Below are 22,767 nucleotides of genomic sequence, written 5' to 3'. Positions count from 1 at the left end.
CTCAGGGGTGAATTCCGGCCATTCGGCGTGTCATGCGAGGTCGAGCGTCGCGGTCAGCCGGGTGTCACCGTGCGAGTGGCTCGCGCGGACCTCGTAGGTCCCGTCGATCCGCCACCAGCCGCGGGCCTGCTCGTCCCAGATCTCGAAGGCCCGGGCGGGCAGCGGGATCTCGGTCTCGACGCTCTCGCCGGGGCCCGCCGCGACGCCCGCGAAGGCGGCCAGCCAACTCGCCGGGCGTTCCACCGTCGTGCTCGGCGCGCCGTCGGACGCAGTGGCGACGGGGGCGAGGTAGACCTGGACGACCTCGCGGCCGGGGCGGGCGCCGGTGTTGGTGAGGCGGACCCGGACCGTGTCGGCGGTGACCTCCAGGGACTCGTACGTCCAGTCGGTGTAGCCGAGTCCGTGCCCGAAGGGGTAGGCCGGACTCACGGCGTGCTTCTCGTAGGCCCTGTAGCCGATGAAGAGCCCCTCGCGGTACTCCAGGCGCCCGTCGGTCGGGACGACCTCGGTAACGGGCGCGTCCGCGAACCGCGCGGGCCAGGTGGTGGGCAGCCGCCCGCCCGGCTCCGCGTCGCCGAGGAGTACGTCGGCCAGCGCGGCCCCGCCCTCCTGCCCGGGGAACCAGGTCAGCAGGACGGCGGCCACGTCCTCGCGCCACGGGAGCTCCACCGGGGAACCCGCGTTGACGACGACCACCGTGTTCGGGTTCACGGCGGCGACGGCGCGCACCAGGTCGTCCTGGCGGCCGGGGAGGGTGAGGTCCTGCCGGTCGAAGCCCTCGGACTCCACGCGCTCGGTGGTGGCGACGACCACGACGGCGGTGTCGGCCCCGCGCGCCGCGGCCACGGCCTCGGCGATCAGCTCGTCGGCGTCGCGCCGCGGGCCGAGGTGGAGCAGCGAGAACATGATCGCCCTGAGCGGCAGCGCGGACACGTCGGGGACCTGGAAGGTCAGGGACACCTCGACGGGCTCGCCCTCGGTGAGGGTGACGCGGGCCCGCTCGTGGGGAGCGCCGAAGAAGGCCTCGAAGGGGTCGGCCTCGTTGCCCATCTCCTGGATGCCGCTCCACAGCCGCTCGCCGCCGACAGCCAGGGTGAAGGCGCCGAGTCCGCGGGTGCCGAAGGCGTGCTCGCCGCTCTCGCGCGGCACGAGCGTGCCGCGGACCTCGATGCTCGCCATGGTCTCGTACGTGGCCCCCGCGGGCAGGTCGTCGCCGATCCACTGGACCTGGCCGGAGGGCAGGGCGCCCTCGCCGATGACGGTCCCGGTGGCGTCGCGGCAGACGGCGTGGAGCTCGAAGCCCTGGCCCGCGGGGGTGAGCTCGTCGGAGGGGTCGGCGCCGATGCTGTAGGTGAGGGAGCCTTCGGGAAGGGCGGCGGTGAGGCCGTCGAGCGGGGAGACGATCCGCTCGGGAAAGACGGTGGCGCTGCCCCCGCCCAGGACGCGGGCGTCGCGGGCGGCGGCGCCGGAGAGGGCGACGGTACGGCCGGCGGACCCCTCGAGCGGCAGCGCCCCCTCGTTGCGGACCAGGACGAAGCCGCGGGCGGCGAGCTCGCGGGCCAGCGCCTGGCCGTCGATCGGGGCCGGGGCGCTCTCCACGGCGGCGGGGGCGCCCTCCAGGACGCCGACGCGGGCGGCGAGGCGCAGGACGTTGCGCACGGCGTCGTCCACGGCGGACTCGGGGACCTCGCCGGCGCGGACGGCCTCGGCGAGGGCGGATCCGTAGACGGTGGTGGGGCCGGGCATGGCCACGTCCATGCCGCCGAGGACGTCGCCGGCGGTGGAGCGGGCGGCCATCCAGTCGGAGACGTTGCAGCCGTCGAAGCCCCATTCGGCGCGCAGGACCTCGTTCACGAGGTACTGGTGCTCGGTCATGGTCGTGCCGTTGACCTGGTTGTAGGCGGTCATGATGCCCCAGGGGTGGGCATTGGCGACGATGGCCTCGAAGGGCGCCAGGTACAGCTCGCGCAGCGGGCGCGGCGCGATGACGCTGTCGACGGTGAACCGGTCGGTTTCGGCGTCGTTGCCGACGAAGTGCTTGACGGTGGTGCCGACGCCGCCGTCCTGGACGCCGTTCACATAGCCGGCGCCGACGGCGCCGGTGAGGTGGGGGTCCTCGGAGTAGCACTCGAAGTGCCGGCCGCCGAGCGGGGACCGGTGCAGGTTGACGGTGGGTGCGAGGAGGACGTGCACGCCCTTGCGGCGGGCCTCCTCGGCGAGGAGCCGGCCGGCGCGGCGGGCGAGCTCCGGGTCCCAGGCGGCGGCGAGCGCGGTCGGGGACGGCAGGGCGATGGACGGGTCGTCAGCGGTCCAGCGCACGCCGCGGACCCCGATGGGCCCGTCGGAGAAGACCAGGGACTCCAGCCCGATCGCGGGGACGGCGGGCAGGGACCACATGTCCTGGCCGGCCAGGAGCCGGGCCTTGGTGTCGAGGTCCAGCTTGCCCAGCGCCGCCTCGACGGCGTCGTTGCGCATCTGATCGCGGGCTTGATCGCGGACCTGATCGCGGACCTGATCGGCATCGGTCACGGCCGTGCCTCCTCATTGAGTGCGGTTGCTCGGTGCGGTGCCCCCATCGTGGACCTGATACCTGTTGAACGGTAGGGTTCGTAATCTGTTCGTGATATTTGGATGCCGTACGGTCCTGTGGGCAGGGCTCAGCGCATGAACGGGAAGGGGTGCCGGGTCGATGGTCAGGGCGAGGAGCGAGGAACGCCGGGGGGAGATCGTCCGCGCGGCCGTCGAGGTGATCGCGGAGCGCGGCTACCGGGGCGCGTCCCTGGCCGCCGTCGCCGAACGCGTGGGTCTGACCCAGCAGGGGCTGCTGCACTACTTCCCGACCAAGGAGGCCCTGCTGGTCGCGGTGCTGGAGGAACGAGACCGCTGGGACACGGGCGGCGGCTCGCGCTCCGCCGCCGACGCCTGGCGCCTGGACCTGCTGGACTCGCTGGTCGAGTACAACGCCATGCGCCCGGGCATCGTGCAGACCTTCTCGGCGCTGCTGGGCGAGAGCGTCACCGACGGGCACCCGGCCCGGGAGTTCTTCACCGAGCGCTACGCGCAGGTCCGCTCGGAGATGGCGGCGGTGCTGCGCGCCGAGTTCGGTGACCGCCTGCCCTCGGGCCTCACCCCGGAGCAGGTGGCACCGCTGCTGACGGCGGTCATGGACGGTCTCCAGTACCAGTGGCTGCTGGCCCCCGAGTCGGTGGACATGCCCGCCGCCTTCCGCGCCTTCCTGACCCTGCTGAGGGGGCCGGAAGCATAGGCCTCAGGGGTGTCTAGTCGACCTGGAGCTCGCCCATGCGGCTCCAGCCGGTCGCACCCCCGATGGTGGTGCTGACGATCTCGGGCGTACGGGTCACCATCGGCCGCATGGTCTCCAGCGCAGCGCTGAAGTGCTCGGAGGTGACGTGCGCTTCGGCAGCGTCGTCCTGGAAGGCCTCGACCAGCACGTAGGTGTTCGGCTCCTCCAGGCTGCGCGACCACTCGAACCACAGGTTCCCGGGTTCGGCGCGGGTGGCGCGGGTGAAGGGCGCGACCTTGTCGGGCCACGCGTCGACGTATTCGGGCTTGACGGGGAATTTCACCACAATGAAGATCACACCGGCATTTTATGCAGGTTGATCCGCACCGCGGGCGAACTCCCCCCGGCGCCGGCCGGGTCAGGGGCGCAGGGCGGAGAGGTCCCGGGCCGCGAGGTCCGGGCGGGACGTCAGCGCGGCGTGGACCGACTCCAGGATCGGCAGCGGCGCGTGGGCCGTGGCCAGGGCCACGTCCTTCGCGGCCAGGGAGACCGGGAAGTGCGAGGCGTCGGCGTACGCCCGGGCCACCGCGCCCGCCAGCGGTCCGCGGGCCAGCTGCGTGCGGACCAGTTCCTGCGGCAGGCCCAGGGCCCCGCCCAACTTCAGCGCCTCGACCACCAGGGCCACCCCGCCGACCGCCGCGTTGATCAGCACCAGCTTCAGCGCCGCGCCGGAGCCCGCCGGGCCGCACGCGGTGACCTCGCCGAGGGCGTCGAGGACCGCCCGGACCGGGCCGGGCAGCGGGTCGCCGCCCGCCAGCACCCACAACTCCCCCGTCGCCGCCCGGTCGACGCTCCCCATCACGGGCGCGTCGGTCAGCGTCACCCCCTCCGGCAGCCGCCCGGCGAGCTCCCGCACCGCCTCCGGCCCGACCGTCGAGGTGTCGATCCAGTGGACGCCGGGCCGCAGGGCGGGCAGCGCGCTCTCCGCGACGGCGCGCAGGGCCGCCGGCCCGGCCAGCATCGTGATGACGAGGTCCGCGTCGCGGACGGCCGCGGCGGGCGTCGCGGCGACCGTCGCGCCGGCCGCCACCAGTGCGTCCGCCTTGCCCGGCGTGCGGTTCCACACCGTCAGCCCGTGCCCCCGGGCCAGCAGGTGACGGGCCATCGGGGCGCCCATGTGGCCGAGGCCGAGGAACGCGATCTTCTGTGCTGTGTCCATGCCCATGACGCTAGGTCGGGCTCATTCATGCGACAAGCGAATGTCTAGCATGACTGCCATGCCCACTTCGCACAGCCTGTACGAGGTCTTCCTGAGCGTGGCCCGCCTGACCTCCTTCACCGCCGCCGCCCGCTCTCTCGGCTACACCCAGTCCGCCGTGTCCCGGCAGATCCAGACCCTGGAGGACGAGTGGGGCACCCCGCTCTTCGACCGCCTCCCCCGCGGGGTCCGCCTGACCGAGGCCGGGCACCTCCTGCTCCCGCACGCCGAGGCCGTCGGCGAGCGGCTGCGCACCGCCCGCGCCGAACTCGACGCGCTGCGCGCCCTCGGCGCCGGACGGCTGCGGATCGGCGCCTTCTCCACCGCCGACGCCGCCCTGCTGCCCCGTGCGCTGGCCGCCTTCCGCAGCCGCCACCCCGCCGTGGCCGTCGTCCGCGCCGAGGGCCCCTCCGCCAAGCACCTGGCCCTGCTCGCCGCCGGGGACCTCGACCTCGCCGTCGTCGCCGACACCTCCGCGCAGCCGCCCCGCGGCTGCACCGCGCACCACCTGCTCGACGAGCGGATGTACGTGGCCCTGCCGAGCGGCCACCGGCTCGCCGGGCGCACCGACGTACGGCTGGCCGAACTGGCCGACGAGGAGTGGATCGCGGCCGACACCCGGCCCGAGGAGACCCTCATGCACTCCGCGCTGGCCGGCGGCTTCCGCCCGCGCACCGGTTTCGTCGCCGCCGACTGGATCGCCAAGCAGGGCTTCGTCGCGGCCGGGCTCGGCGTCACCCTGGTCCCGGCGCTCGCCGCCTCCTCGGCACGGGCCGACCTCGCGCTCGTCCCCCTGCACCCGGACGACACCCCGCGCCGCCGGGTCTACGCCGCCACCCCGCGCGGGATCTCCCCCTCCCCCGCCGCCCTCGCCTTCCTGGCCCTGCTGAAGGAGGTCGCGGCCGGGCTGACATCCTGACCGGGTGAAGATCGCCGCAGCACAGCTGACCTGCATCCCCGCCGATGTCCGGGCCAACGTCGCGCGGGCCGCGGACCTCGCCGCCGCGGCCCGCGAACAGGGTGCCGCGCTGGTGGTGTTCCCCGAGCTCGCGCTCACCGGCTACGAGCTCGCCGCACTGGCCGCCGACCCGGGCCTGTGGACGGCCGCCGACGACCCCCGGCTGGATCCGCTGCGCGCCGCCGGGATCGCCACCGCGGTCAACGTCGCCCTGCCCACCGGCGGCCCGCGCCCCGCGATCGCGACGCTGGTCCACGACGCGGACGGCGCGCACGTGACGACGTACGCGAAGCAGCACCTCTACCGGCACGAGCAGGACGTCTTCGAACCCGGCCGGGGCGACGGGCGCTTCGAACTCGGCGGGATCCGCTTCTGTCTGGGCATCTGCTTCGACAACCACTTCCCCGAACTGCCCGGCCGGGGCGCCGCCGACGGCTGCCGGGTCCACCTGGCGAGCTCCCTGTACGGGACGGGCGACGGGATCCACGAGCGCGCCACCGTCCACCCCGGGATCGCGCGCGAGCACGACCTGTACGTGGTCCTCGCCAACCACGTCGGCCCGGCCGGCCCGTGGACCGGCTGCGGCCGCTCGGCCGTGTGGGCCCCGGGCGGCGCCCTGCTGGCCGAGGCCGACGACCGTACGCCCTCGGTGGTGACGGCCTCGGTCGCGACGGCCCCGGTGTGATGGGGTGGGCGCCATGAGCGACTTCGAGACGATCACGGTTCCGGAACGCCTCCACGGATATCCGGGAGTGGCCTTCGGCGGCTACGTGGCGGGCGTACTGGCCGCCCGGGCCGCCGCCGAGGACGTACGGGTGGACTTCAGGCGGCCCGTGCCGACCGGGGCGCCGGTGCGGCTCGCGGCGACCGCGGACGGCGGCTGCGAGCTGACGGACGGCGAGCTGCTGCTGGCCGTGGCGACCCCGGTGGGGGCGCCCGGCGCGCACTGCCCCGAAGCCCCGTCCTGGGACCGGGCCGTGGCTGCGGCCGAAGCCTTCCGGGCGGACCCGCCGGACGGCCAGGCCGACTGCTTCGGCTGCGGCCTGGACCGCACGCCCGCCACCGGGCTGCGCCTGCACTGCGGTACGGTGCCGGGCCGCGAGCTGGTCGCCGCGGCCTGGACGCCCGCACCCGAACTCGGGGGCGCGGACGGCCTGCTGCCGCCCGAGCTGGTGTGGGGAGCGCTGGACTGCCCCGGGAACGCGGCCGGGCGGCTGCTCGACGGCCGCCCGGCCGGTGCGGTCACCGCCGCGCTCGGCGCCCGGCTGCTGCGGCCGGTGCCGGTGGGCGAAGGGCTGGTCTCGTACGCCTGGATGCTGTCGTCCTCGGGCCGCAAGTACACCGTGGGCACGGCCCTGGCCACGGCCGACGGGGAACTCTGCGCGGTCGCCGAGGCGCTGTGGGTCCAGCCGCGGGCGTGATCCTCACGCGGTGTCGGCCAGCAGGTGCTTGCCGCCCCACGCCCCCAGGGGTTCCAGGGCCGCGTTCAGGTCCTCGCCCAGCGGGGTCAGGGAGTACTCGACGCGCGGCGGGACCTCCTCGTACACCTCGCGGTGCACGATGCCGTCGGCCTCCAGCTCGCGCAGCTGGGCGGCGAGCACCTTCTCGGAGACACCCGGGACGAGCCTGCGCAGTTCACCGAACCGATGGGGCCGCTGATCCAGCACCCACAGGAGCGACACCTTCCACTTCCCGTCGATCACGGACATCGCCGCCGCGATCCCGCATTGATCAGCACCGGGCCTTCGTGTCACCGCCATCGCGCACCCTCCCCACCTGTTCGCTCACTTCTGGGTAACCACCCACTCCGAAGTGCGTACTTGAGCGTCCTGCCGCCTGCCAACAGGCTAAACGTCATGACTGACACCCACACCACACCTCAGCATTCCCTCACCCTCCTCGGCCTCGGCGACATGGGCACCGCCCTCGCCCGCACCTGGCTCGCCGCCGGGCACTCCCTGACCGTCTGGAACCGCACCCCCGCCAAGGCCGGGGCGCTGGCCGCCGATGGGGCCTCCGTCGCCGCGACCGCGGCCGACGCGGTCGCCGCGAGCGCGCTGGTCGTGGTCTGCCTGCTGGACGACGCCAGCGTCGGCGCCACCCTGGACGGCATCGACCTGACCGGCAAGGACCTCGTCAACCTCACCACCGGCACTCCGGCCGAGGCGCGCGCCCGCGCCGCCTGGGCCCAGCAGCGCGGCGCCCGCTACCTGGACGGCGGGATCATGGCCACGCCGACGATGATCGGCGTCCCCGAGGCCGGCGGGTACGTCTTCTACAGCGGCTCCCGCGCGCTCTTCGACAGCCGCCGGGCGGTCCTGGACGTACCGACCGGGTCCCGCTTCGTCGGCGAGGACCCCGGGCACGCGGCCCTGCACGACGTGGCGCTGCTCAGCGCGATGTGGGGGATGTTCGCCGGCATCTCGCACGCCTACGCACTGATCGACGGCGAGGACATCGCCCCGAAGGACCTGGCTCCGCTGCTGTCCGAGTGGCTCGGCGCAATGGGCTTCTTCGTCGGCAACGCCGCCGAGCGGCTGACCTCTCGGGACTTCACTTCGGGCGTGGTGTCCAACCTGGCCATGCAGATCACGGGCACCGGCACCATGCTGCGCACCGCCGAGGAACAGGGCGTCAGCACCGAGCTGGTCACCCCGTACGTGGACCTGCTGCGGCGCCGGCTGGCCGCGGATCCGGCCGCGCACGGCGGGGAGGACACGACGGGGGCCATCCTGCTGCTGAAGCGGTAGGCGGCCGCAGGGCTGCGGCTACGAGTACGCGGGCGGCGGCGGTCCGAAACCCGCGGGGGTGGTTTCGGCGGCCGGAGCCTCGTCGCTGCGCATGAGGTCGCGGGCCATCAGCGTGGCCCCGGCCACCGCGCCCGGCATCAGGAACACCGCGACCAGCGGCACCAGGAACGCCAGCACCAGCGGCACCCCGAAGCCCAGCACCAGCATCCGCCGCGAGCGCATCAGCTCCAGCCGGTCGCGCAGCTCCACCTTGCGCCGCTGGAGGGCCACGGCGGTGAGCTCCTGGGTCAGGAAGTATCCGGAGACGCAGAAGCCGAGCACCGGGACCACCGTCTGGCCGATCACGGGGATGAAACCGAGGGCGAAGAGCAGGATCCCGTACAGCAGCACCCGCGCGAGCACCTTCACGCTGTCCCGGGCCGAGACCCACAGCTCCAGCCAGAGCGGGAGCCCCGACTGCGGCACCTCGCCGCCCTCGCTGCGGTCGACCTGCTCCGAGAGGGACTCGTAGAACGGCTGGCCGATCAACAGGGTCACGGCGGTGAAGGTGATCACCGCGAGGAACAGCCCGAGGCCGAAGAACAGGGTGGTCAGGAAGCCCCGGAAGAGCGAGAGCCAGGGCGAGGACCAGTCGTCGGCGAAGGGGGTGGCCCAGGCGATCAGGTCGTCGGCTCCGTAGCCGAGCCCGATCAGGGCGCCGGCGTAGAGGACGAGCGCCACGAGCCCGGGCAGCAGCCCGAAGCCCAGCCACCGGCCGTGACGGAACACCCATCGCTGTCCGGCCAGCAGATACCGGAAACCCCCCGCAAGATCACGCATGGGGCCAGTTTACGGCGAAGGCCGCACCCGGTCGGGGTGCGGCCTTCGCTACGAGCGCCGGATCAGACGGCGAGCTCGACGGTGATGTTGCCGCGGGTGGCCTTGGAGTACGGGCAGACCTCGTGGGCCTTCTCGATGAGGTCCTTGGCGGTGGCGGCGTCCACGTTCGGGATCACGGCGGAGATCTTGACGATCAGGCCGAAGCCCTCGTCGTTCTTGCCGATGCCGACCTCGGCGGTGACCGTGGAGCCGGAGATGTCGGCGTTCACGTTCTTGGCGACGACGCCCAGGGCGCCCTGGAAGCAGGCGCTGTAGCCGGCGGCGAACAGCTGCTCCGGGTTGGTACCGGCGCCGCTGCCACCGAGCTCCTTCGGCGGGTTCACGACGACGTCGAGCTGGCCGTCGTTGGTGGCGACGCGACCGTCGCGGCCGTTCTCGGCGGTGGCGACAGCGGTGTAGGCGACGTCGGACTGCTGGATGGACATAAAGGAAGATCCTCCTGGTAATCGCCGTGAGTCGCGCCCACGATCACGACGGTGTGCAGTGAGCCTAACCGGTGAAGGAAACGATCATCTTTCCGGTGTTCTCGCCGCGCAGCATGCCGAGGAAGGCGGAGGTGGCGTTCTCGACGCCCTCGACGACGGTCTCGTCGTAGCGCAGCTCGCCGGAACGCAGCCATCCGGCGACGTCCTGGACGAACTGCTGCTGCAGGCCGTTGTGGTCGTTGACGAGGATGCCCTGCAGGCGCAGGCGCTTGCCGATGACCTGCATCAGGTTCCGCGGACCGGGGGCGGCCTCGGTGTCGTTGTAGCCGGCGATCGCGCCGCACAGGGTGGCCCGGCCGTGCACCTTCATCGAGGAGATGGCGGCCTCCAGGTGGTCGCCGCCGACGTTGTCGAAGTAGACGTCGATGCCCTCGGGGGCGGCAACCGGCAGCTGCTCGGCGACGGGGCCGTTCTTGTAGTTGAAGGCGGCGTCGAAGCCGTACTTCTCCGTGAGCAGCGTCACCTTCTCGTCCGAGCCGGCCGAGCCGATCACCCGGGACGCGCCCTTGATCTTGGCGAACTGGCCGACGAGGCTGCCGACCGCACCGGCGGCGCCGGAGACGAAGACGGAGTCGCCCTCCTTGAAGGAGGCGACCTCGAAGAGTCCGGCGTAGGCGGTCAGGCCCGGCATGCCGAGGACGCCGAGGTAGGCGGAGAGCGGGGCGAGCGAGGCGTCCACCTTGACGGCGTGCGCGGCGTCGAGGTCCGCGTACTCGCGCCAGCCCAGCATGTGCAGGACGTGGTCGCCCACGGCGAAGCCCTCTGCGGAGGAGGCGACGATCTCGCCGACCGCGCCGCCCTGCATCGGCTCGTCGAGCTGGAAGGGCGGGATGTACGACTTCACGTCGTTCATCCTGCCGCGCATGTAGGGGTCCACGGACATGTGCAGGTTGCGCACGAGGATCCGGCCGGCGGCGGGCTCGGCGGACACGGGCACCTCGCGCAGGGCGAAGTCCTCGGCGACGGGCCAGCCCTGCGGGCGACGGACGAGGTGCCACTCGCGGCTGACGGCGGGGATCTGAGACATGCGGCGCTCCTGGTCAGAACGAATTGCTTCACTAGGTGAAACAACCATGCGCCTAGATATTTCATGTTGTCAAGTAAATGGGTACGCTGGTTCCATGCCCAGTCGTCGCGTAGACCCAGTGACCATCGAAGTCGTCGAGCTCATCGCCGACGTCGTGGCCCGCTATCACACGGAGTACGAGCACGCGGCCGCCAGCCACCAGCTCACCGGCGCCCAGGCCAAGGTGCTGAACATGCTCTCCCTGGAGCCCCTGCCGATGCGGCGCATCGCACTGAAGCTGCGGTGCGAGCCCTCGAACGTGACCGGCATCGTCGACCGCCTGGAGACCCGCGGCCTGGTCGAGCGCCGCCCGGACCCGGCGGACCGCCGGGTGAAGCTGGCCGCTCCCACCGAGGAGGGCACGCTGACCGCGGAGCGGCTGCGCGAATCGCTGGACTTCGCCCGCGAACCGCTGGCCGGGCTGTCCGCGGAGGAACGGACGGTCCTGCGGGACCTCCTCAGGCGCATGCTGGCCTGACGGCGCGACCGGCCCGGGCACCGACCGGCCCGGGACGCCCCTGGCCGGCCCGGGCCGACCCGACCGACCAGCCGAAAGAACCTTCCGGACGCGCGTCCGGAGTCGGCAGTACGTTCGACCGCCTGCGCGGGCGGCCGCCGCCACCCTGGGGATCTGCCCCGACCTGCTCGTCGTCGCCGCGGCCGCACTCGCCGTCCCCTTCGTCCGCAGGCTGACGGCCATGCAGAACGCCATGGCCGCCCGGGGCCCGTACGCCCCCTTCCGGCCCGCACACGAAGGTGCCCCGGCGGGGGCGGGGATCTAGGCCCCCTAGAACCAGCCGCAGAAGATCCAGCAGTCCTTGGTCGGCGAGGGCGTCGGCGTCGGGGACGGTGGGGGTGACGGTGCCTGCGTTCCCGTGGAGCCGCTCGGCGAGGGCTTCCCCGACGCGGTTCCTCCTACGGACCGTCCTGGACCGGGAGTACGGGAGGCCTGGCCCGACGTCGGGGGCGCGGGGGCGGACGAGGCCGGACCCGGCTGCGCGATGCTCCCGGAAGGCGCCGCGGTACCGGCCTTCTTCGCACCCGCGACGGCGGCCCTCGTCGTGGCCTTCCCGGGCCCCGTGGGCGCGCCGGCCGTCGGAGCGTCGGGCAGCGGGGCGGGTTCCTGTGGTCCGTCGTCGGTCAGCACCACGGTCTCGGCCCGGTCGGTGCGCTCCCCGTCGGTGGCCATGCGGGCCACCGCCATGGAACCCGCGACCGCGATCAGCAGGCCGAGCGAGAGCGACAGCACGGTCCGGCGGCGGCGCCGGTGCGTGACCCGGCGACGGGCACCGGCGCGCCGCTCGTTCGGCGCGGACAGCACGACGAGCGAGTCGGCGACCTCGGCCGGTGCGGGCGGCGGTCCGGGGACGGGCGCCTCGGCGGCGGGCGCGGCGGCCGGATCGGCAGCCGGCACGGCGGCGGGGGCGGCAGGTATCAGGTACTCGGCGGGGGTTCCGCATCCGGCGCACGCCAGTGCGCCGTTGAGGTGCCTCCGGCAGGCGTGGCAATAGTTCATGGCGCCCGCAGGCTACGTGGTCTGCGGCAACATCCGGATCCCGAGAACGTAAGGATCCTGTGTGGAATCGTTGCTTCCATGACATCTTTCGGGCCGACCGGATTCCAGTTGGTGCTCTTGCGGCGGATGGCCGACTTCCAGCCGGACCTTGCCGACGAGGCCCGCCGCCGGCTGGGCGCCTCGCTCGCGGACCAGCGGGAGGCGAACAAACGCTGGCAGGCGATGGTCCGGTCACCACGCTCCCGCGGGGCCCTGACCCGGTACCGCTCGGTGCTCGGTCCGCCGGAGTCCGCCGAGCACCGCACGATCGGCGACCTGGAGTGCGAGGCCCTGCTGTGGCCGCTGCCGCTCTGGCCGGACCTGCGCTTCGAGGTGCTGGCCGCGCCGGACGGGGCCGTGTGGAACGAGTGGCTCGTACGGGCCCCGGGCGCGCGGGGGCCCGTACTGGAATCGGCGGACGACCTGCGGCCCTGGTCGACGACGGTGGACGAGGTCGCGCGGGCCTTCGCGCCGGTCCGACCGATGGAGGGCACCGCGCCGACCCGCTGGCGCCTGGCCTTCGCCGCGCGGGGGCGGCCCTGCGTGGCGGAGTTCACCTACGGCCTGCTCCAGCGGTTCGCCGTGGACGAGGGGGAAGGCGCCTCCTGAAGGCACCGCCTAGGAGGAGAGGAAGGCGCGGACGCCGGCCGACGTGGCGTCGTCGCCGAGCAGGTCGTTGTGCCCCAGGCAGCCGACCGGGGTGTTGGCGGCTCCGGTCAGCGGGACGCTGTCGTCCGGGTTGACGACCTCGTCGCAGTTCGACCAGAAGGTCGCGTACTTCACCGCGCCCGGGGTCTCGTCCCCGCCGTTCAGGTTCTTCACCACGTACGACCCGGGGGTCATGTCCCGGCACGCCTGGTCCCACAGCGCGCAGGCCCAAGCGGTGGAGGTGCCGCGGTTGGGGCCGGCCAGCGAGACCCAGTGATCCACGGTGGCCGCGCCGCCGCCGAACTTCACGTACCAGCGGCTGACCAGCGAGCCGAAGGAGTGCGCGACGACGTCGACCCGGGCGGCTCCGGTCTCCCGGCGGACCTGGTCGACGTAGGCGCCGAGTCGCCCGGCGAGGACCTCGTTGACGGACTGGTGGGTGTCGTAGCCGAAGGAGAAGAGCTCCGCGTCGGTGTACCCGGCGGCGCGCAGGTCCGCGCGCAGGGCTCCCCAGACGCCCGGATCCGCGTTGTAGCCGTGCACGAGGACCACCGGACGGCGGGTGGCGGCCTGGGCCGGGGAGGCCGCCGGCAGCGCGAGGCACAGTGAGGCGAGCGCCAGGAGCGCCAGGAGTGCCGGGAGCGCCGGAAGCGCCTGCTGTCTCTGTCGGCCCGTCAGCATCGGCTCCCCTTTACCTTGTTACGCGCGAGTAGCGCGTGCGGTGCGCGCATGGTGCTGCCTGTCGGTACAGAAATCCACCCCCATGCAGCCGCGACACACCCCCGGCCGGAGCAGCTCAACGGGCCATGAGGGCGAATTGCCCCCGATGATATGAAAAGTGACCGACATTTCCGTCGGTCCTCTTGCGTCAGCGCTCTCGGGAGGATCTGCCGTGACCGTCAGTCTTGAGCAGTTGCGCCGCTGCCACGTCGCCGTCGACCTGGGGGCGGCGAGGACCCGCGTGTACGTCAAGGGCGCCGGCCTCGTGGTCGACGAACCCAGCGTCGCCGCGGTCAACACGCGCACCGGCGCCCTCATCGCCGTCGGCTCCTTCGCCGAACGGATGACCGGCCGCACACCCGACTACATCCGGGTCGTGCGCCCCGTCTCCGGCGGCACCGTCGTCGACATCGAGATGGCCCAGCGGATGCTGCGCCACCTCCTCGGCGAGAAGCTGCGGCGCGCCCTGCGCCGCAAGCCCCGCCTGCGGGCCGCCGCCTGCACCCCGCACGACGCGGACCCGCTCGCCCAGCGGGCCACCGTGGAGACCCTCGTCGGGCTCGGCGCCCGGCGCGTCGAACTGGTCGACACCCTGATCGCGGCGGCCGTCGGCTGCGGACTCCCCGTGGAGCAGCCGACCGCGACGATGATCATGGTGTGCGGGGCCGCGGCCACCCAGGTGGCCGTCCTCTCCCTCGGATCCATCGTCACCGCCCAACGGATCCCGGTCGGCGGCGAGGCCATCGACCACGCGGTCGTCCAGCACCTGCGCCACGCGCACGAGCTGATGCTGCCCAGCCAGGCCGTCCGGCCGCTGCAACTGGCCCTCCACGGCAACGGCCTCACCGTCGGCGGGCCGGCCTCCACCCTGATCCACGGCCGCGACGTGGCCACCGGCCTCGCCCGCTCCGTGCAGGTGGACACCGCAGCCGTACGGGACGCCATCTACACCCCGCTGACCGCCGTCCTCGACGGCATCGGCAAGGTGCTGCGGGACTGCCCGCCGGACCTGGTGGCCGATCTGACGGACCGGGGGATCATGATGGTGGGCGGCAGCGCCCTGCTGCCGGGCCTGGACCAGATGTTGCGGGACGCCACCGGAATGCCCGTCGCCATCGCGGAACGGCCGGACGTGTGCGCCGTACTCGGTCTCGGCGCGATGCTCGAAGGGAAGATCGCCCCCATGGTCCTCAACCCGCTGGCCGAATGAGGCCCCAGGAACCGAAACGGCCCGAGGGACCTGAGGGACCCGAGGGACCCGAGGAGTCCTACGAGCCCACTGAGCCCAACGAGTCCTACGAGCCCGAGGAGCCGAACGAGGAAGCGGCCAGGCTTCCGGTGTTGCTGGAAGCCGTCCTCAACGTCGGGTCCGAGCTGGAGCTGCACGCCACCCTCCAGCACATCGTGGACTCCGCGACCGAACTGTGCGCGGCCCGGTACGGAGCGCTCGGGGTCGTCGACCCCGAGCGCGTCCTGCTGACCGACCTGTTCACCGCGGGGCTCACCGAGGAGGAGCGGGCCGCGATCCCGCACCTGCCGGACGCGCGCTCCGGCGTGCTCGGAGCCCTCGTCAGCGACCCGCGCCCGCTGCTCCTGGACGACGTCACCCGGGACCCGCGGGCCGCCGGGTTCCCGCCGGGCCACCCGCCCATGCACAGCCTCCTGGGCGTCCCGATCCGGGTGCACACGGAGGTCTTCGGCAACCTGTACCTCGCCGAGAAGCGGGGCGGCGGCCCCTTCACGGACGAGGACCTCGCCCTGCTGCGCGTCCTGGCCTCGCAGGCGGGCATAGCGATCGGCAACGCCCGGCTCTACGAGACCGCGCGCCGCCGGGAGCGCTGGATCGACGGCGCCGCCGCCGTGACCACGACCCTGCTCGCCGGACGCCCGGCGGCCGACGCCCTGAGGTGCGTGGCCGAACGGGCCCGGCTGCTGGCGGACGCCGCGGCCGGGGTGGTGCTCCAGCCGACCCCCGAGGGCGGCATGGAGATCGTGGCCGCCTCCACGCAGGGGGACGCAGGGGACCTGGTGGGGACGGCGATCGCCCCCGGTTCGCCGGTGCTCGTACAACTCCTCGGCGGCGAGCCCGTCTTCATCGACGACTCGGCGACGGATCCCCGGATGACCACGCACGTGCGGGAGCGGTTCGGGCCGAGCATGATGCTCCCGCTACAGAGCGGCGGCCAGCTGATCGGCACCCTGGCCCTGCCCCGCGCCCGGGGCGGCCCCGCGTACGACGCGGTGGACCGGCTGCTCGCCTCGCAGTTCGCCTCCCAGGCCGCGCTGGCCCTCGTACTCGCGAACGCCCAGCACGACCGGGAGCAGCTGGCGGTGTACGAGGACCGCGACCGGATTGCACGGGACCTGCACGACCTGGTGGTCCAACGGCTCTTCGCCACCGAAATGATGCTGGAGAGCACCCGGCGGCGGGCCGCGAACGCCCCGTCCGGGGACACGGTGGGCGACGAGCTCGGCCGGGCCGTGGACGAGCTCGACTCCACCATCCAGGAGGTCCGGACGGCCATCTTCGCCCTCCAGCAGCCGCCGACGGACGCCCCGACGACCTTCCGGGGGCGGGTGCTGCGCGAGACGGGCGGGGCAGCGGCCGTGCTCGGCTTCCAACCGTCGGTGCACTTCGCGGGCGCGGTCGACGCCCTGCTGCCGGATGCGGTGGCGAACGACCTGCTCGGGGCCCTGCGCGGCGCCCTGGCCGCGGCGCACCGGCGCGGCGAGATCACCTTCATCGACGTGCAGGTGGAAGCGGACCCGTCCCGGGTCCGCCTGACGGTGGCGGACGACGGCCGTACGGAGTCGGGCGCGCGGGGTACGACGGTGACGTGGGAGTCGGCGCTGTGACGGCTGGTCACGGACGTCCGCTCCGCGGGCCGTGCTTCCATGCTCCGATGAACGACGAGAGTGCTCCCGCAGCCGGCGAACCCGCGGTCCGGCACGTCCGGCGTCGGACGGACGCCGACCTCGGTGCGTGCGTCCAGGTGCTCGCCGAGGTCCACGAGGAGGACGGCTACCCGGTGAACTGGCCGGAGCACCCCGGCGGCTGGCTGTCCGGGCCGGCGCTGCTCGCGGCCTGGGTGGCGGAGCTGGACGGGCGGATCGTCGGTCACGTCGCCCTGTCCCGCAGTGCGGCGGACGATGCGGCGCCCGCGCTGTGGAGCAGCCGCGGGGGCGCGAGCCGGGCGGCCGCCGTGGTCGGCCGCCTGTTCGTCGCTCCGGCGGCCCGGGGCCACGGGATCGGTGCGCTCCTGATGGCCCGGGCCACCCGGGAGGCGCGGGAGCGCGATCTGCATCCCGTGCTCGACGTCGTGGCCTCCGACGCCTCGGCGGTGGCCCTCTACGAGCGTCTGGGCTGGGAGTTGCTGGCCACGGTCGAGCAGCGGTGGAGCCCGGAGCGGACGGTGACCGTGCACTGCTACGCGGCCGCCGGGTGACCTGACGTCCCTTCCCCGGCAAGACGGCCCGGGCCGTCCCTTTCGTTGGGCCCGAGCCCGCGGCGTCCGGTGCCACGGGGTCTCCCCAGACCCGCAGGGCCGAGGGGAATCAGGGCGCCCCGACAACCTGGGGGTCCCCGGAGGGAGTCTGGGGGACCAGGTGCGGTGCCGGGCGTCACGGGCCAGACGGGACATTGCCGACAGGGCTTGGACCGTCCCTTTCGGATCTTGCTGGATGAGCGCCCGGGTCGTCCGGTGCGGTGCATCTCCCCCAGCTGCTGCTGGGAGGGGCCCCGGGTGGAGGGGCGCTCTCGTACTGGACGTACTCGAGTGCCCCGACAGCGCGGCGAGGTGCCGTGCCGGGTGGGTTGGGCCGGGCCTGGCAAGATCCGGAAGGGACGGCCTAGTACTGGCCCGGTCGGGTGGCCGCGCGCAGGGCGATCCGGGTGTTGGACTGGGCCACTCCCGCCTCCCGTTTCATGCGGCGGAGCAGCCCGTCGAGGGCGGCGGGGTCGGCGGCCCGGGCGCGTACGAGGTAGTCGTGCTCGCCGGTCACGTGCACGACCTCGGTGATCCCGGAGAGCTTGGCGACCTGCCGCTCGAACTCCTCGTTGGTGGTGTCCTGGCGCAGGGTGACGTCGATGAAGACGACGAGCCCGCCGGCGGTGTCGGCCGCCGGGTCCACGATCGTGGTGAACCCGCGGATCACCCCTTCGCGACGCATCCGTCGGACCCGGTCGGCAGTGGCGTTGGCGCTGAGGCCGACGCGGACTCCCAGGTCCCGGTACGAGATCCGCGCATCCTGCTGCAGGATGCCGAGGATTTCCCTGTCGAGGCGGTCCATACCGCGATTCTCGCAGCCGGGCCCGGTATGCGCGCTCGTCCTCCGAAGGCCGGGCCCGACGCTCGCCCCATGAGCGAACTGATGACACCGACGCTGGCGGGCGCGGCCGCGGGCCTGGGCGTGGCGATGCCCATGGGGGCGATGAGCGTGCTGCTCCTGCAAGAGGCGATGCGCGACCGCCGCACGGCCGTGGCGGCGGCCGCGGGAATCGCGGCGGTCGACCTCGGCTACGCGGCCCTCGCCACCGCCCTGGGGCCCTGGGTGGCCTCCCACATCTCGCCGGTCGAGGCCTGGGTCCGGCTGGCCTCGGCGGTGATCCTGCTGGTCATCGCGGCGCGCGGCCTCTACGGGGCCTCCCCCGCCCGAACCTCGGACCCGGCCCCGGACCCGGCCTCGGACCCGGACTCCGCCGCGGCGTCCGTCCCCGTATCCGCCCCGCCGCCGGCTCGGCCCGTCAAGGCCTTCGCCCGGTACGTCGGCCTCACCGCCCTCAACCCCACCACCGCCCTCTACTTCGCCGCCCTCACCACCGCCCAGGGCGCCGCCCTGGGCACCGGAGCGGCCGGCGCCGCCTTCCTCCTCGGTGTCGGCGCCGCCTCCCTCCTCTGGCAGCAGGCGCTCGTGACGCTCGGCTCCCTCGCCGGCACCCGCGTCCCGGACGGGGCCCGCATCTGGACCTTCCGCCTCGGCTACGGCCTGGTCGCCGCCTACGCCCTCAAGATCGCTTTCCCCCTGCCGACCCTCGGGTGAGGTGCCGAGGAGGGTCGGGGAGCGGTCGGGGACGGCTCGGGGCGGCCTCGGGGTGATGCCGGATACGGGTCGCCACCCCGGCCGAAATGATCAGTACATGACCCATCAGCCGCTGAGCCACCGCCGTGCGACCCTCACCCGGGCCGCCTTCGTCTCCGCCCCCCTGTGCATGCTGGCCTACGGCGTCGTCCGGCTCAGCGACCCCGACCACGGCCCGGGCCCCGCCTGGCCACGGGCCACGTCCTCCTGCTGGCCGGGGTACTGCAGTTCGCCCTGATCCTCCCGGCCCTGCACCGGCTGACCGGGCCCGCCCGCGGGGCCGGCCGCCTCGGCGCCGGCGCCGCCACCCTGCTCGGGCTGACCGGCACCCTGGCGGTCGTCGCCCAGGCCTCCATCGACCTCGTCGTCGGCTTCCGCGCCGCCGACCGCCCGGAGATGGCGCGGCTCTTCGAAGAGGTCCAGAGCCGTCCCGGGGTGCTCCCCGCCGTCTACACCGTCGGCCCGGCGCTCTTCTACGTCGGCCTCCTCTGGCTCCTGGTCCACCTCGCCGTCCAGCGCCGCGTCAGCCCCTGGCGCCCCGTCATGGTCGTGCTGGGCACGGCCACCACCGCCTCCAGCCTCGACCTGCTGCCGCTCGGCGCCCTCTTCTTCACCGCGGCCCTCCTCCCCCGCTCCCTCCCCCTGACCGCCGCGCGGGTGCAGCGCCTAGGGTGACCCCGTGACGACCCGCCTCTCGGCCCGCGCGGCCATCGCCTCCGTGACCGACCCCGGCAGCTTCACCGAACTCCCGTCGCCCCGGCGGGAGTCGCCCGCCGACGGCCCCCTGGAGTGGACCGGCTACGACGACTCCCGCGCCCGCGCCGCCGAACGCACCGGCGAACAGGAGTCCGTGGTCACCGGCACCGCCCGGGTCGGTGGTCGCGAAGCCACCGTCATCTCCTTCGAGTTCGGCTTCCTCGGCGGCTCGCTGGGGCAGCGCACCGGGGACCGGCTCGAAGCCGCGTACTCCCACGCCCGCGAGCACCGGCTCCCCCTCGTCTCGCTCATCGCCACCGGCGGCTCCCGGATGCAGGAGGGCATGCTCGCCCTCACCCAGCTCCAACGCGTGGCCCGCCAGTGCGTCCTGACCCGGGCCGCGGGGCTCCCGCAGCTCGCCGTCCTGCGCGATCCGACCACGGGCGGCGGCTGGGCCACCCTGGGGGCCGGGGCCGATGTGGTCCTCGCGCTCCCCGGGGCCCAGGTCGGCTTCGCCGGGTCCCGGGTGCGTCCGGCGGACGCGGATCCGGCGGCCTACGGCGCCGAAGGGCAGTACGCCGCCGGTCACGTGGACGCCGTGGTGCCCGCCGCCGAGCTACCGGGAACCCTCGCCGACTGGCTCCGCGTACTGGCCGCGCCCCGCCCCACGGGGCCGGCCGAGCCGCCGGCCGCGCTGGCGGACGCAAGCCCGCCGCGGACCGGATGGGACGCCGTCCTACAGGCCCGGCACCCCGACCGGCCGCGCGCCGCCGCGTACCTGGACGCGTACTTCGAGCTGCGCCTGCCCCTCTCGGGGGACCGGGCGGGCGGCACCGACCCCGGCATGCTGTGCGGGTTCGGGCTGCGCGAGGGCCGGGCCGTCGCCTACGCCGCCCAGTGCGGCACCGCCACCCGCCCGGCGGGCTACCGTACGGCCGCCCGCGTCATCCGCCTCGCGGACCGGCTCGGCATCCCGGTGCTCACCCTGGTGGACACCCCGGGCGCGGCCAACGACGCCGCCGCCGAACACGCGGGCGCGGGCGCGGCCATCGCGGACACCTTCGCGGCGGTGGCCGCGGCCACCGTCCCCGTCACCACCCTGCTGATCGGCGAGGGCGGCTCGGGCGGCGCCCTCGCGCTGGCCGCGCCGGGGAACACCTGGGTCACCCCGGACAGCTACTTCTCGGTGATCGCCCCGGAACTGGCGGCGGCCATCCTCAAGCGGCCCCCTTCGGCCGCGCCCGCCACGGCGGACCAACTCCGCGTCCGCCCCCAGGACCTGGTCGCCCTGGGGGTCGCCCGCGGCATCGTCGGCCCGGCCCGGCCCCGGTCGGGCTAGCGCCGGCGCTGCGGCAGCCGGACGTCCACCCGGTACAGCCGCGTCACCTGCTGGGCGAGCTCGTTGTCGTCGCTGGCCAGCAGCAGCCGTACGCGCCCGGTCCCGTCGTGGTCCGTGACCACCATGCCCTCGATGTTGTCCACGAGCGGGTGGTTCTGCGGCAGCTTCGACGGCGCCCCCAGCGTCGGGCAGTCGTCGAAGTCCCCGATCGCCGTCTTGCGCGCGACCCGCAGGCCCGCGCCCTCCGTCAGGGCCTCCACTCCGGAGGTGTCCGTGGCGCCCAGGGGATCGGCGACGTACAGCCGTACGGTGATCGCGAACTCCCGGGTGAAGCCCCGCTCCAGCACGATCAGCCGGCCGTCGCGCGTCGGCGCGAGCTCCACCAGCCCGTGCCCGGGATCCACCGGGTAGGCGTACTGCCGGCCGAGGACGAACTCGCCCTTCCCGCGCCGCTCCCAGGTCTGGATCCGCTGGAGGGTCCGGCCCTGCGCGTCCTTGCCGTCACCGGCCAGCGCCCCCTCGACGCCCGCCACCAGGGTGCGTCCGCCGGGCAGCAGGGTCAGCGACTCGAAGGTCTGGTTCGCGGTCGCCCGCCCCTGCGGCGCGAGCCGGAAGGCGTCCGGGACCGGCAGCGCGCCCAGCACCTCACCGGTCCGGCCGTAGCGCCGGATCGCGGGCGCGAACTCGTCCGTGACCAGGTACGAGCCGTCCCCGTCGACGACGATCCCCTCGGAGTCCAGCGACTGCCCGCCGCCGTCCGTCAGCGGCAGCCGCTTGGTGGCCGTGGCCTTCGGGGCGTCCCCGCGCCCCACCTTCAACGAGTACAGCGCCGACTTGTCGGAGACGGCGGCGATCGTGCCGTCCCGGTCGACGGCGAGACCGGAGATGCCTCCGACCGGGCGCCCGTCGACCGTGGTCTTGTCGAGCGCGTCGGAGAAGCCCGCGACGGAGAGGTGGGGCGAGCAGGACCGGTTCCCCTTCGGGGCCCCGGTCGCCGCGGCGGGCGGGGCGAGCATTCCGGCGAGTGCGGCGGTGGCTGCGGCAGTGGTGGCGAGCGTGCGAAGGCGCATGACGGCCTTCCTCCTGGTTCAGCGGGTGGGGGTGGTGCGGGTGCGGGCTGTGCGGAACCACGCGGACTGCCGAACTGTCATATGTCGAATCGAAAGAAAGGGGAAGGTCCTGAAACAGGAAGGCAACGAACCGGCCAACTCCCCTTCACGACCGGCCGGATCGGGCGAACCTCGCCGGGCTGATCCCGACGTGCCGTCCGAAGTGCCGCGTCAGGTGCGCCTGGTCGTAGAACCCCGCCGCCACCGCCGCCTCGGCCGGCCGCACTCCCGCCAGCAGCAACCGCCGCGCGAGCGCCACCCGCCGCGCGGTCAGGTACGCGTGCGGCGGTAGTCCGTACGCCGCCTTGAAGCTCCGGATCAGGTGCGTGGGGTGCAGGTGCCCGAGCTCGACCGCGGCCTCCTCCAGGGTGATCCCCTCGGCCACCCGTGCGTCGAGCAGCTCGCGCAGCCGTACGGCGACCCGCGAGCCCGGCACCGGCCCCGGACCCGGCTCCGGCCCTTCGGCCGCGCGCCCCGCCAGCCGACGGTGCAGCCGCTCCCGCACGAAGGCCAGCCGCGACTGCGCCTCGAAGGGGTCCCGTTCCGCGAGCGCCAGGTGCAACCGGTGCACGCGCTCGCGGAGCGCGGGGTCGGTCAGCAGCGGGGCGTCGACGGCGGCCCCGGTCAGCCGCTCCGGGAGCACCGAGGTGTCCAGGTACAGCACGCGCTTGCGGAAACCGGCCTCGGTCACGGTCCGCCCGTCGTGGCTCACCCCCGGCGGCAGCAGGACCACCGCCTCCGACACCCCGAGGCCGTGCCGTTCCCCGTCGAGGGCGAAGTCCACCCGCCCGCCGTCGAGGATCATCAGCGCCCAGGTGTCGTGCACGTGGGCCGGGTACGCGTGCTCGGTGAAGCGGGCGTGGAAGACCTCGGCGATGCCGGGCACCGACGGCTGCCAGGCGGACACGGTGCTGGGCGGACGTATCGCGGCCATGTCAGGAACGTACAAGACCGCCCGCGGACGGGCCGACAGGCTGTCCG

The 22,767-nt window shown here is 73.9% G+C and carries 25 protein-coding genes; 13 read left to right on the top strand and 12 right to left on the bottom strand.

Annotated elements, in window-relative coordinates; all coding sequences use genetic code 11:
* Positions 1-30: 30 nt before the first annotated feature.
* A complete protein-coding gene (locus OG594_RS08465; RefSeq protein ID WP_266602722.1) occupies positions 31-2,475 on the bottom strand; it encodes a beta-glucosidase in 2,445 nt (814 codons plus the stop codon).
* Between the two features lie 214 nt (positions 2,476-2,689).
* Here OG594_RS08465 and OG594_RS08460 point away from each other — a divergent pair, with 214 nt between their 5' ends.
* Entirely contained in the window at positions 2,690-3,265 is a 576-nt protein-coding gene (locus OG594_RS08460; protein ID WP_266596766.1) for a TetR/AcrR family transcriptional regulator, read from the top strand.
* Between the two features lie 13 nt (positions 3,266-3,278).
* Here OG594_RS08460 and OG594_RS08455 read toward each other — a convergent pair whose 3' ends face one another.
* Positions 3,279-3,602, bottom strand: coding sequence for a putative quinol monooxygenase (locus tag OG594_RS08455; RefSeq protein WP_266596764.1), 324 nt, complete (start codon positions 3,600-3,602; stop codon positions 3,279-3,281).
* A 60-nt stretch (positions 3,603-3,662) separates the two neighbouring features.
* Positions 3,663-4,463: an NAD(P)-dependent oxidoreductase gene (locus tag OG594_RS08450; protein WP_266596762.1), complete on the bottom strand. Its 801-nt coding sequence runs from the start codon at positions 4,461-4,463 to the stop codon at positions 3,663-3,665.
* A gap of 58 nt (positions 4,464-4,521) precedes the next feature.
* On the opposite strand from OG594_RS08450, the gene OG594_RS08445 reads away from it, so the two are divergent.
* Genes OG594_RS08445 through OG594_RS08435 form a run of 3 tightly spaced genes read left to right on the top strand, consistent with a single transcriptional unit; the run spans position 4,522 to position 6,881 of the window.
* Positions 4,522-5,421, top strand: a complete 900-nt coding sequence (locus OG594_RS08445) for a LysR substrate-binding domain-containing protein (RefSeq protein ID WP_323185176.1) — start codon at positions 4,522-4,524, stop codon at positions 5,419-5,421.
* A gap of 4 nt (positions 5,422-5,425) precedes the next feature.
* Entirely contained in the window at positions 5,426-6,145 is a 720-nt protein-coding gene (locus tag OG594_RS08440; protein WP_266596758.1) for a carbon-nitrogen hydrolase family protein, read from the top strand.
* A gap of 13 nt (positions 6,146-6,158) precedes the next feature.
* Complete coding sequence (locus tag OG594_RS08435) at positions 6,159-6,881, top strand: PaaI family thioesterase (protein ID WP_266596756.1); 723 nt, start codon at positions 6,159-6,161, stop codon at positions 6,879-6,881.
* A gap of 3 nt (positions 6,882-6,884) precedes the next feature.
* Here the strand turns inward: OG594_RS08435 and OG594_RS08430 are convergent, their stop codons facing one another.
* Complete coding sequence (locus OG594_RS08430; protein ID WP_266596754.1) at positions 6,885-7,220, bottom strand: helix-turn-helix domain-containing protein; 336 nt, start codon at positions 7,218-7,220, stop codon at positions 6,885-6,887.
* A 96-nt stretch (positions 7,221-7,316) separates the two neighbouring features.
* On the opposite strand from OG594_RS08430, the gene OG594_RS08425 reads away from it, so the two are divergent.
* Positions 7,317-8,210, top strand: coding sequence for an NAD(P)-dependent oxidoreductase (locus tag OG594_RS08425; protein WP_266596753.1), 894 nt, complete (start codon positions 7,317-7,319; stop codon positions 8,208-8,210).
* A gap of 18 nt (positions 8,211-8,228) precedes the next feature.
* On the opposite strand, the gene OG594_RS08420 is transcribed toward OG594_RS08425, so the two are convergent.
* The 3 genes from OG594_RS08420 to OG594_RS08410 all read right to left on the bottom strand — a co-directional run bounded on the left by OG594_RS08420 (position 8,229) and on the right by OG594_RS08410 (position 10,601).
* Positions 8,229-9,029, bottom strand: coding sequence for an EI24 domain-containing protein (locus OG594_RS08420; protein WP_266596751.1), 801 nt, complete (start codon positions 9,027-9,029; stop codon positions 8,229-8,231).
* Between the two features lie 62 nt (positions 9,030-9,091).
* A complete protein-coding gene (locus OG594_RS08415) occupies positions 9,092-9,514 on the bottom strand; it encodes an organic hydroperoxide resistance protein (protein WP_030011104.1) in 423 nt (140 codons plus the stop codon).
* A 64-nt stretch (positions 9,515-9,578) separates the two neighbouring features.
* Entirely contained in the window at positions 9,579-10,601 is a 1,023-nt protein-coding gene (locus OG594_RS08410; RefSeq protein ID WP_266596748.1) for an NADP-dependent oxidoreductase, read from the bottom strand.
* Positions 10,602-10,695: 94 nt separating this feature from the next.
* Between OG594_RS08410 and OG594_RS08405 the strand changes: the two genes are divergently transcribed.
* Positions 10,696-11,118 (top strand): MarR family winged helix-turn-helix transcriptional regulator, encoded by a 423-nt coding sequence (locus tag OG594_RS08405; RefSeq protein WP_266596746.1) that lies wholly within the window; start codon positions 10,696-10,698, stop codon positions 11,116-11,118.
* Positions 11,119-11,427: 309 nt separating this feature from the next.
* Here the strand turns inward: OG594_RS08405 and OG594_RS08400 are convergent, their stop codons facing one another.
* Positions 11,428-12,156 (bottom strand): hypothetical protein, encoded by a 729-nt coding sequence (locus OG594_RS08400; protein ID WP_266596744.1) that lies wholly within the window; start codon positions 12,154-12,156, stop codon positions 11,428-11,430.
* A gap of 78 nt (positions 12,157-12,234) precedes the next feature.
* Between OG594_RS08400 and OG594_RS08395 the strand changes: the two genes are divergently transcribed.
* Complete coding sequence (locus OG594_RS08395; protein ID WP_266596742.1) at positions 12,235-12,804, top strand: hypothetical protein; 570 nt, start codon at positions 12,235-12,237, stop codon at positions 12,802-12,804.
* Positions 12,805-12,813: 9 nt separating this feature from the next.
* On the opposite strand, the gene OG594_RS08390 is transcribed toward OG594_RS08395, so the two are convergent.
* Complete coding sequence (locus tag OG594_RS08390) at positions 12,814-13,524, bottom strand: triacylglycerol lipase (protein ID WP_266596740.1); 711 nt, start codon at positions 13,522-13,524, stop codon at positions 12,814-12,816.
* A gap of 211 nt (positions 13,525-13,735) precedes the next feature.
* Here OG594_RS08390 and OG594_RS08385 point away from each other — a divergent pair, with 211 nt between their 5' ends.
* Genes OG594_RS08385 through OG594_RS08375 form a run of 3 tightly spaced genes read left to right on the top strand, consistent with a single transcriptional unit; the run spans position 13,736 to position 17,009 of the window.
* A complete protein-coding gene (locus OG594_RS08385; protein WP_030757608.1) occupies positions 13,736-14,773 on the top strand; it encodes a rod shape-determining protein in 1,038 nt (345 codons plus the stop codon).
* Complete coding sequence (locus tag OG594_RS08380; RefSeq protein WP_266596738.1) at positions 14,770-16,419, top strand: GAF domain-containing protein; 1,650 nt, start codon at positions 14,770-14,772, stop codon at positions 16,417-16,419. Before OG594_RS08385 ends, OG594_RS08380 begins: the two co-directional genes overlap by 4 nt.
* A 47-nt stretch (positions 16,420-16,466) precedes the next feature.
* Positions 16,467-17,009, top strand: a complete 543-nt coding sequence (locus tag OG594_RS08375) for a GNAT family N-acetyltransferase (RefSeq protein WP_266596732.1) — start codon at positions 16,467-16,469, stop codon at positions 17,007-17,009.
* A gap of 403 nt (positions 17,010-17,412) precedes the next feature.
* Here OG594_RS08375 and OG594_RS08370 read toward each other — a convergent pair whose 3' ends face one another.
* Positions 17,413-17,853: an Lrp/AsnC family transcriptional regulator gene (locus tag OG594_RS08370; RefSeq protein WP_030012642.1), complete on the bottom strand. Its 441-nt coding sequence runs from the start codon at positions 17,851-17,853 to the stop codon at positions 17,413-17,415.
* Positions 17,854-17,922: 69 nt separating this feature from the next.
* On the opposite strand from OG594_RS08370, the gene OG594_RS08365 reads away from it, so the two are divergent.
* The 3 genes from OG594_RS08365 to OG594_RS08355 all read left to right on the top strand — a co-directional run bounded on the left by OG594_RS08365 (position 17,923) and on the right by OG594_RS08355 (position 20,677).
* Complete coding sequence (locus OG594_RS08365) at positions 17,923-18,603, top strand: LysE family transporter (RefSeq protein WP_266596729.1); 681 nt, start codon at positions 17,923-17,925, stop codon at positions 18,601-18,603.
* A 165-nt stretch (positions 18,604-18,768) separates the two neighbouring features.
* A complete protein-coding gene (locus OG594_RS08360; RefSeq protein ID WP_266596727.1) occupies positions 18,769-19,317 on the top strand; it encodes a hypothetical protein in 549 nt (182 codons plus the stop codon).
* Between the two features lie 4 nt (positions 19,318-19,321).
* Positions 19,322-20,677: a carboxyl transferase domain-containing protein gene (locus OG594_RS08355; RefSeq protein WP_266596725.1), complete on the top strand. Its 1,356-nt coding sequence runs from the start codon at positions 19,322-19,324 to the stop codon at positions 20,675-20,677.
* Here OG594_RS08355 and OG594_RS08350 read toward each other — a convergent pair.
* Entirely contained in the window at positions 20,674-21,747 is a 1,074-nt protein-coding gene (locus tag OG594_RS08350) for an esterase-like activity of phytase family protein (protein ID WP_266596723.1), read from the bottom strand. The two genes, OG594_RS08355 and OG594_RS08350, sit on opposite strands and share 4 nt — an antisense overlap.
* A 145-nt stretch (positions 21,748-21,892) precedes the next feature.
* The gene (locus tag OG594_RS08345) at positions 21,893-22,720 is read right to left on the bottom strand and encodes an AraC family transcriptional regulator (protein WP_266596721.1); all 828 of its coding nucleotides are present in this window, start codon (positions 22,718-22,720) and stop codon (positions 21,893-21,895) included.
* Positions 22,721-22,767: the final 47 nt, after the last annotated feature.

The organism is Streptomyces sp. NBC_01214 (assembly GCF_026340975.1).
Taxonomy (GTDB): Bacteria; Actinomycetota; Actinomycetes; order Streptomycetales; family Streptomycetaceae; genus Streptomyces.
This window is presented reverse-complemented; position numbering and strand designations above follow the sequence as displayed.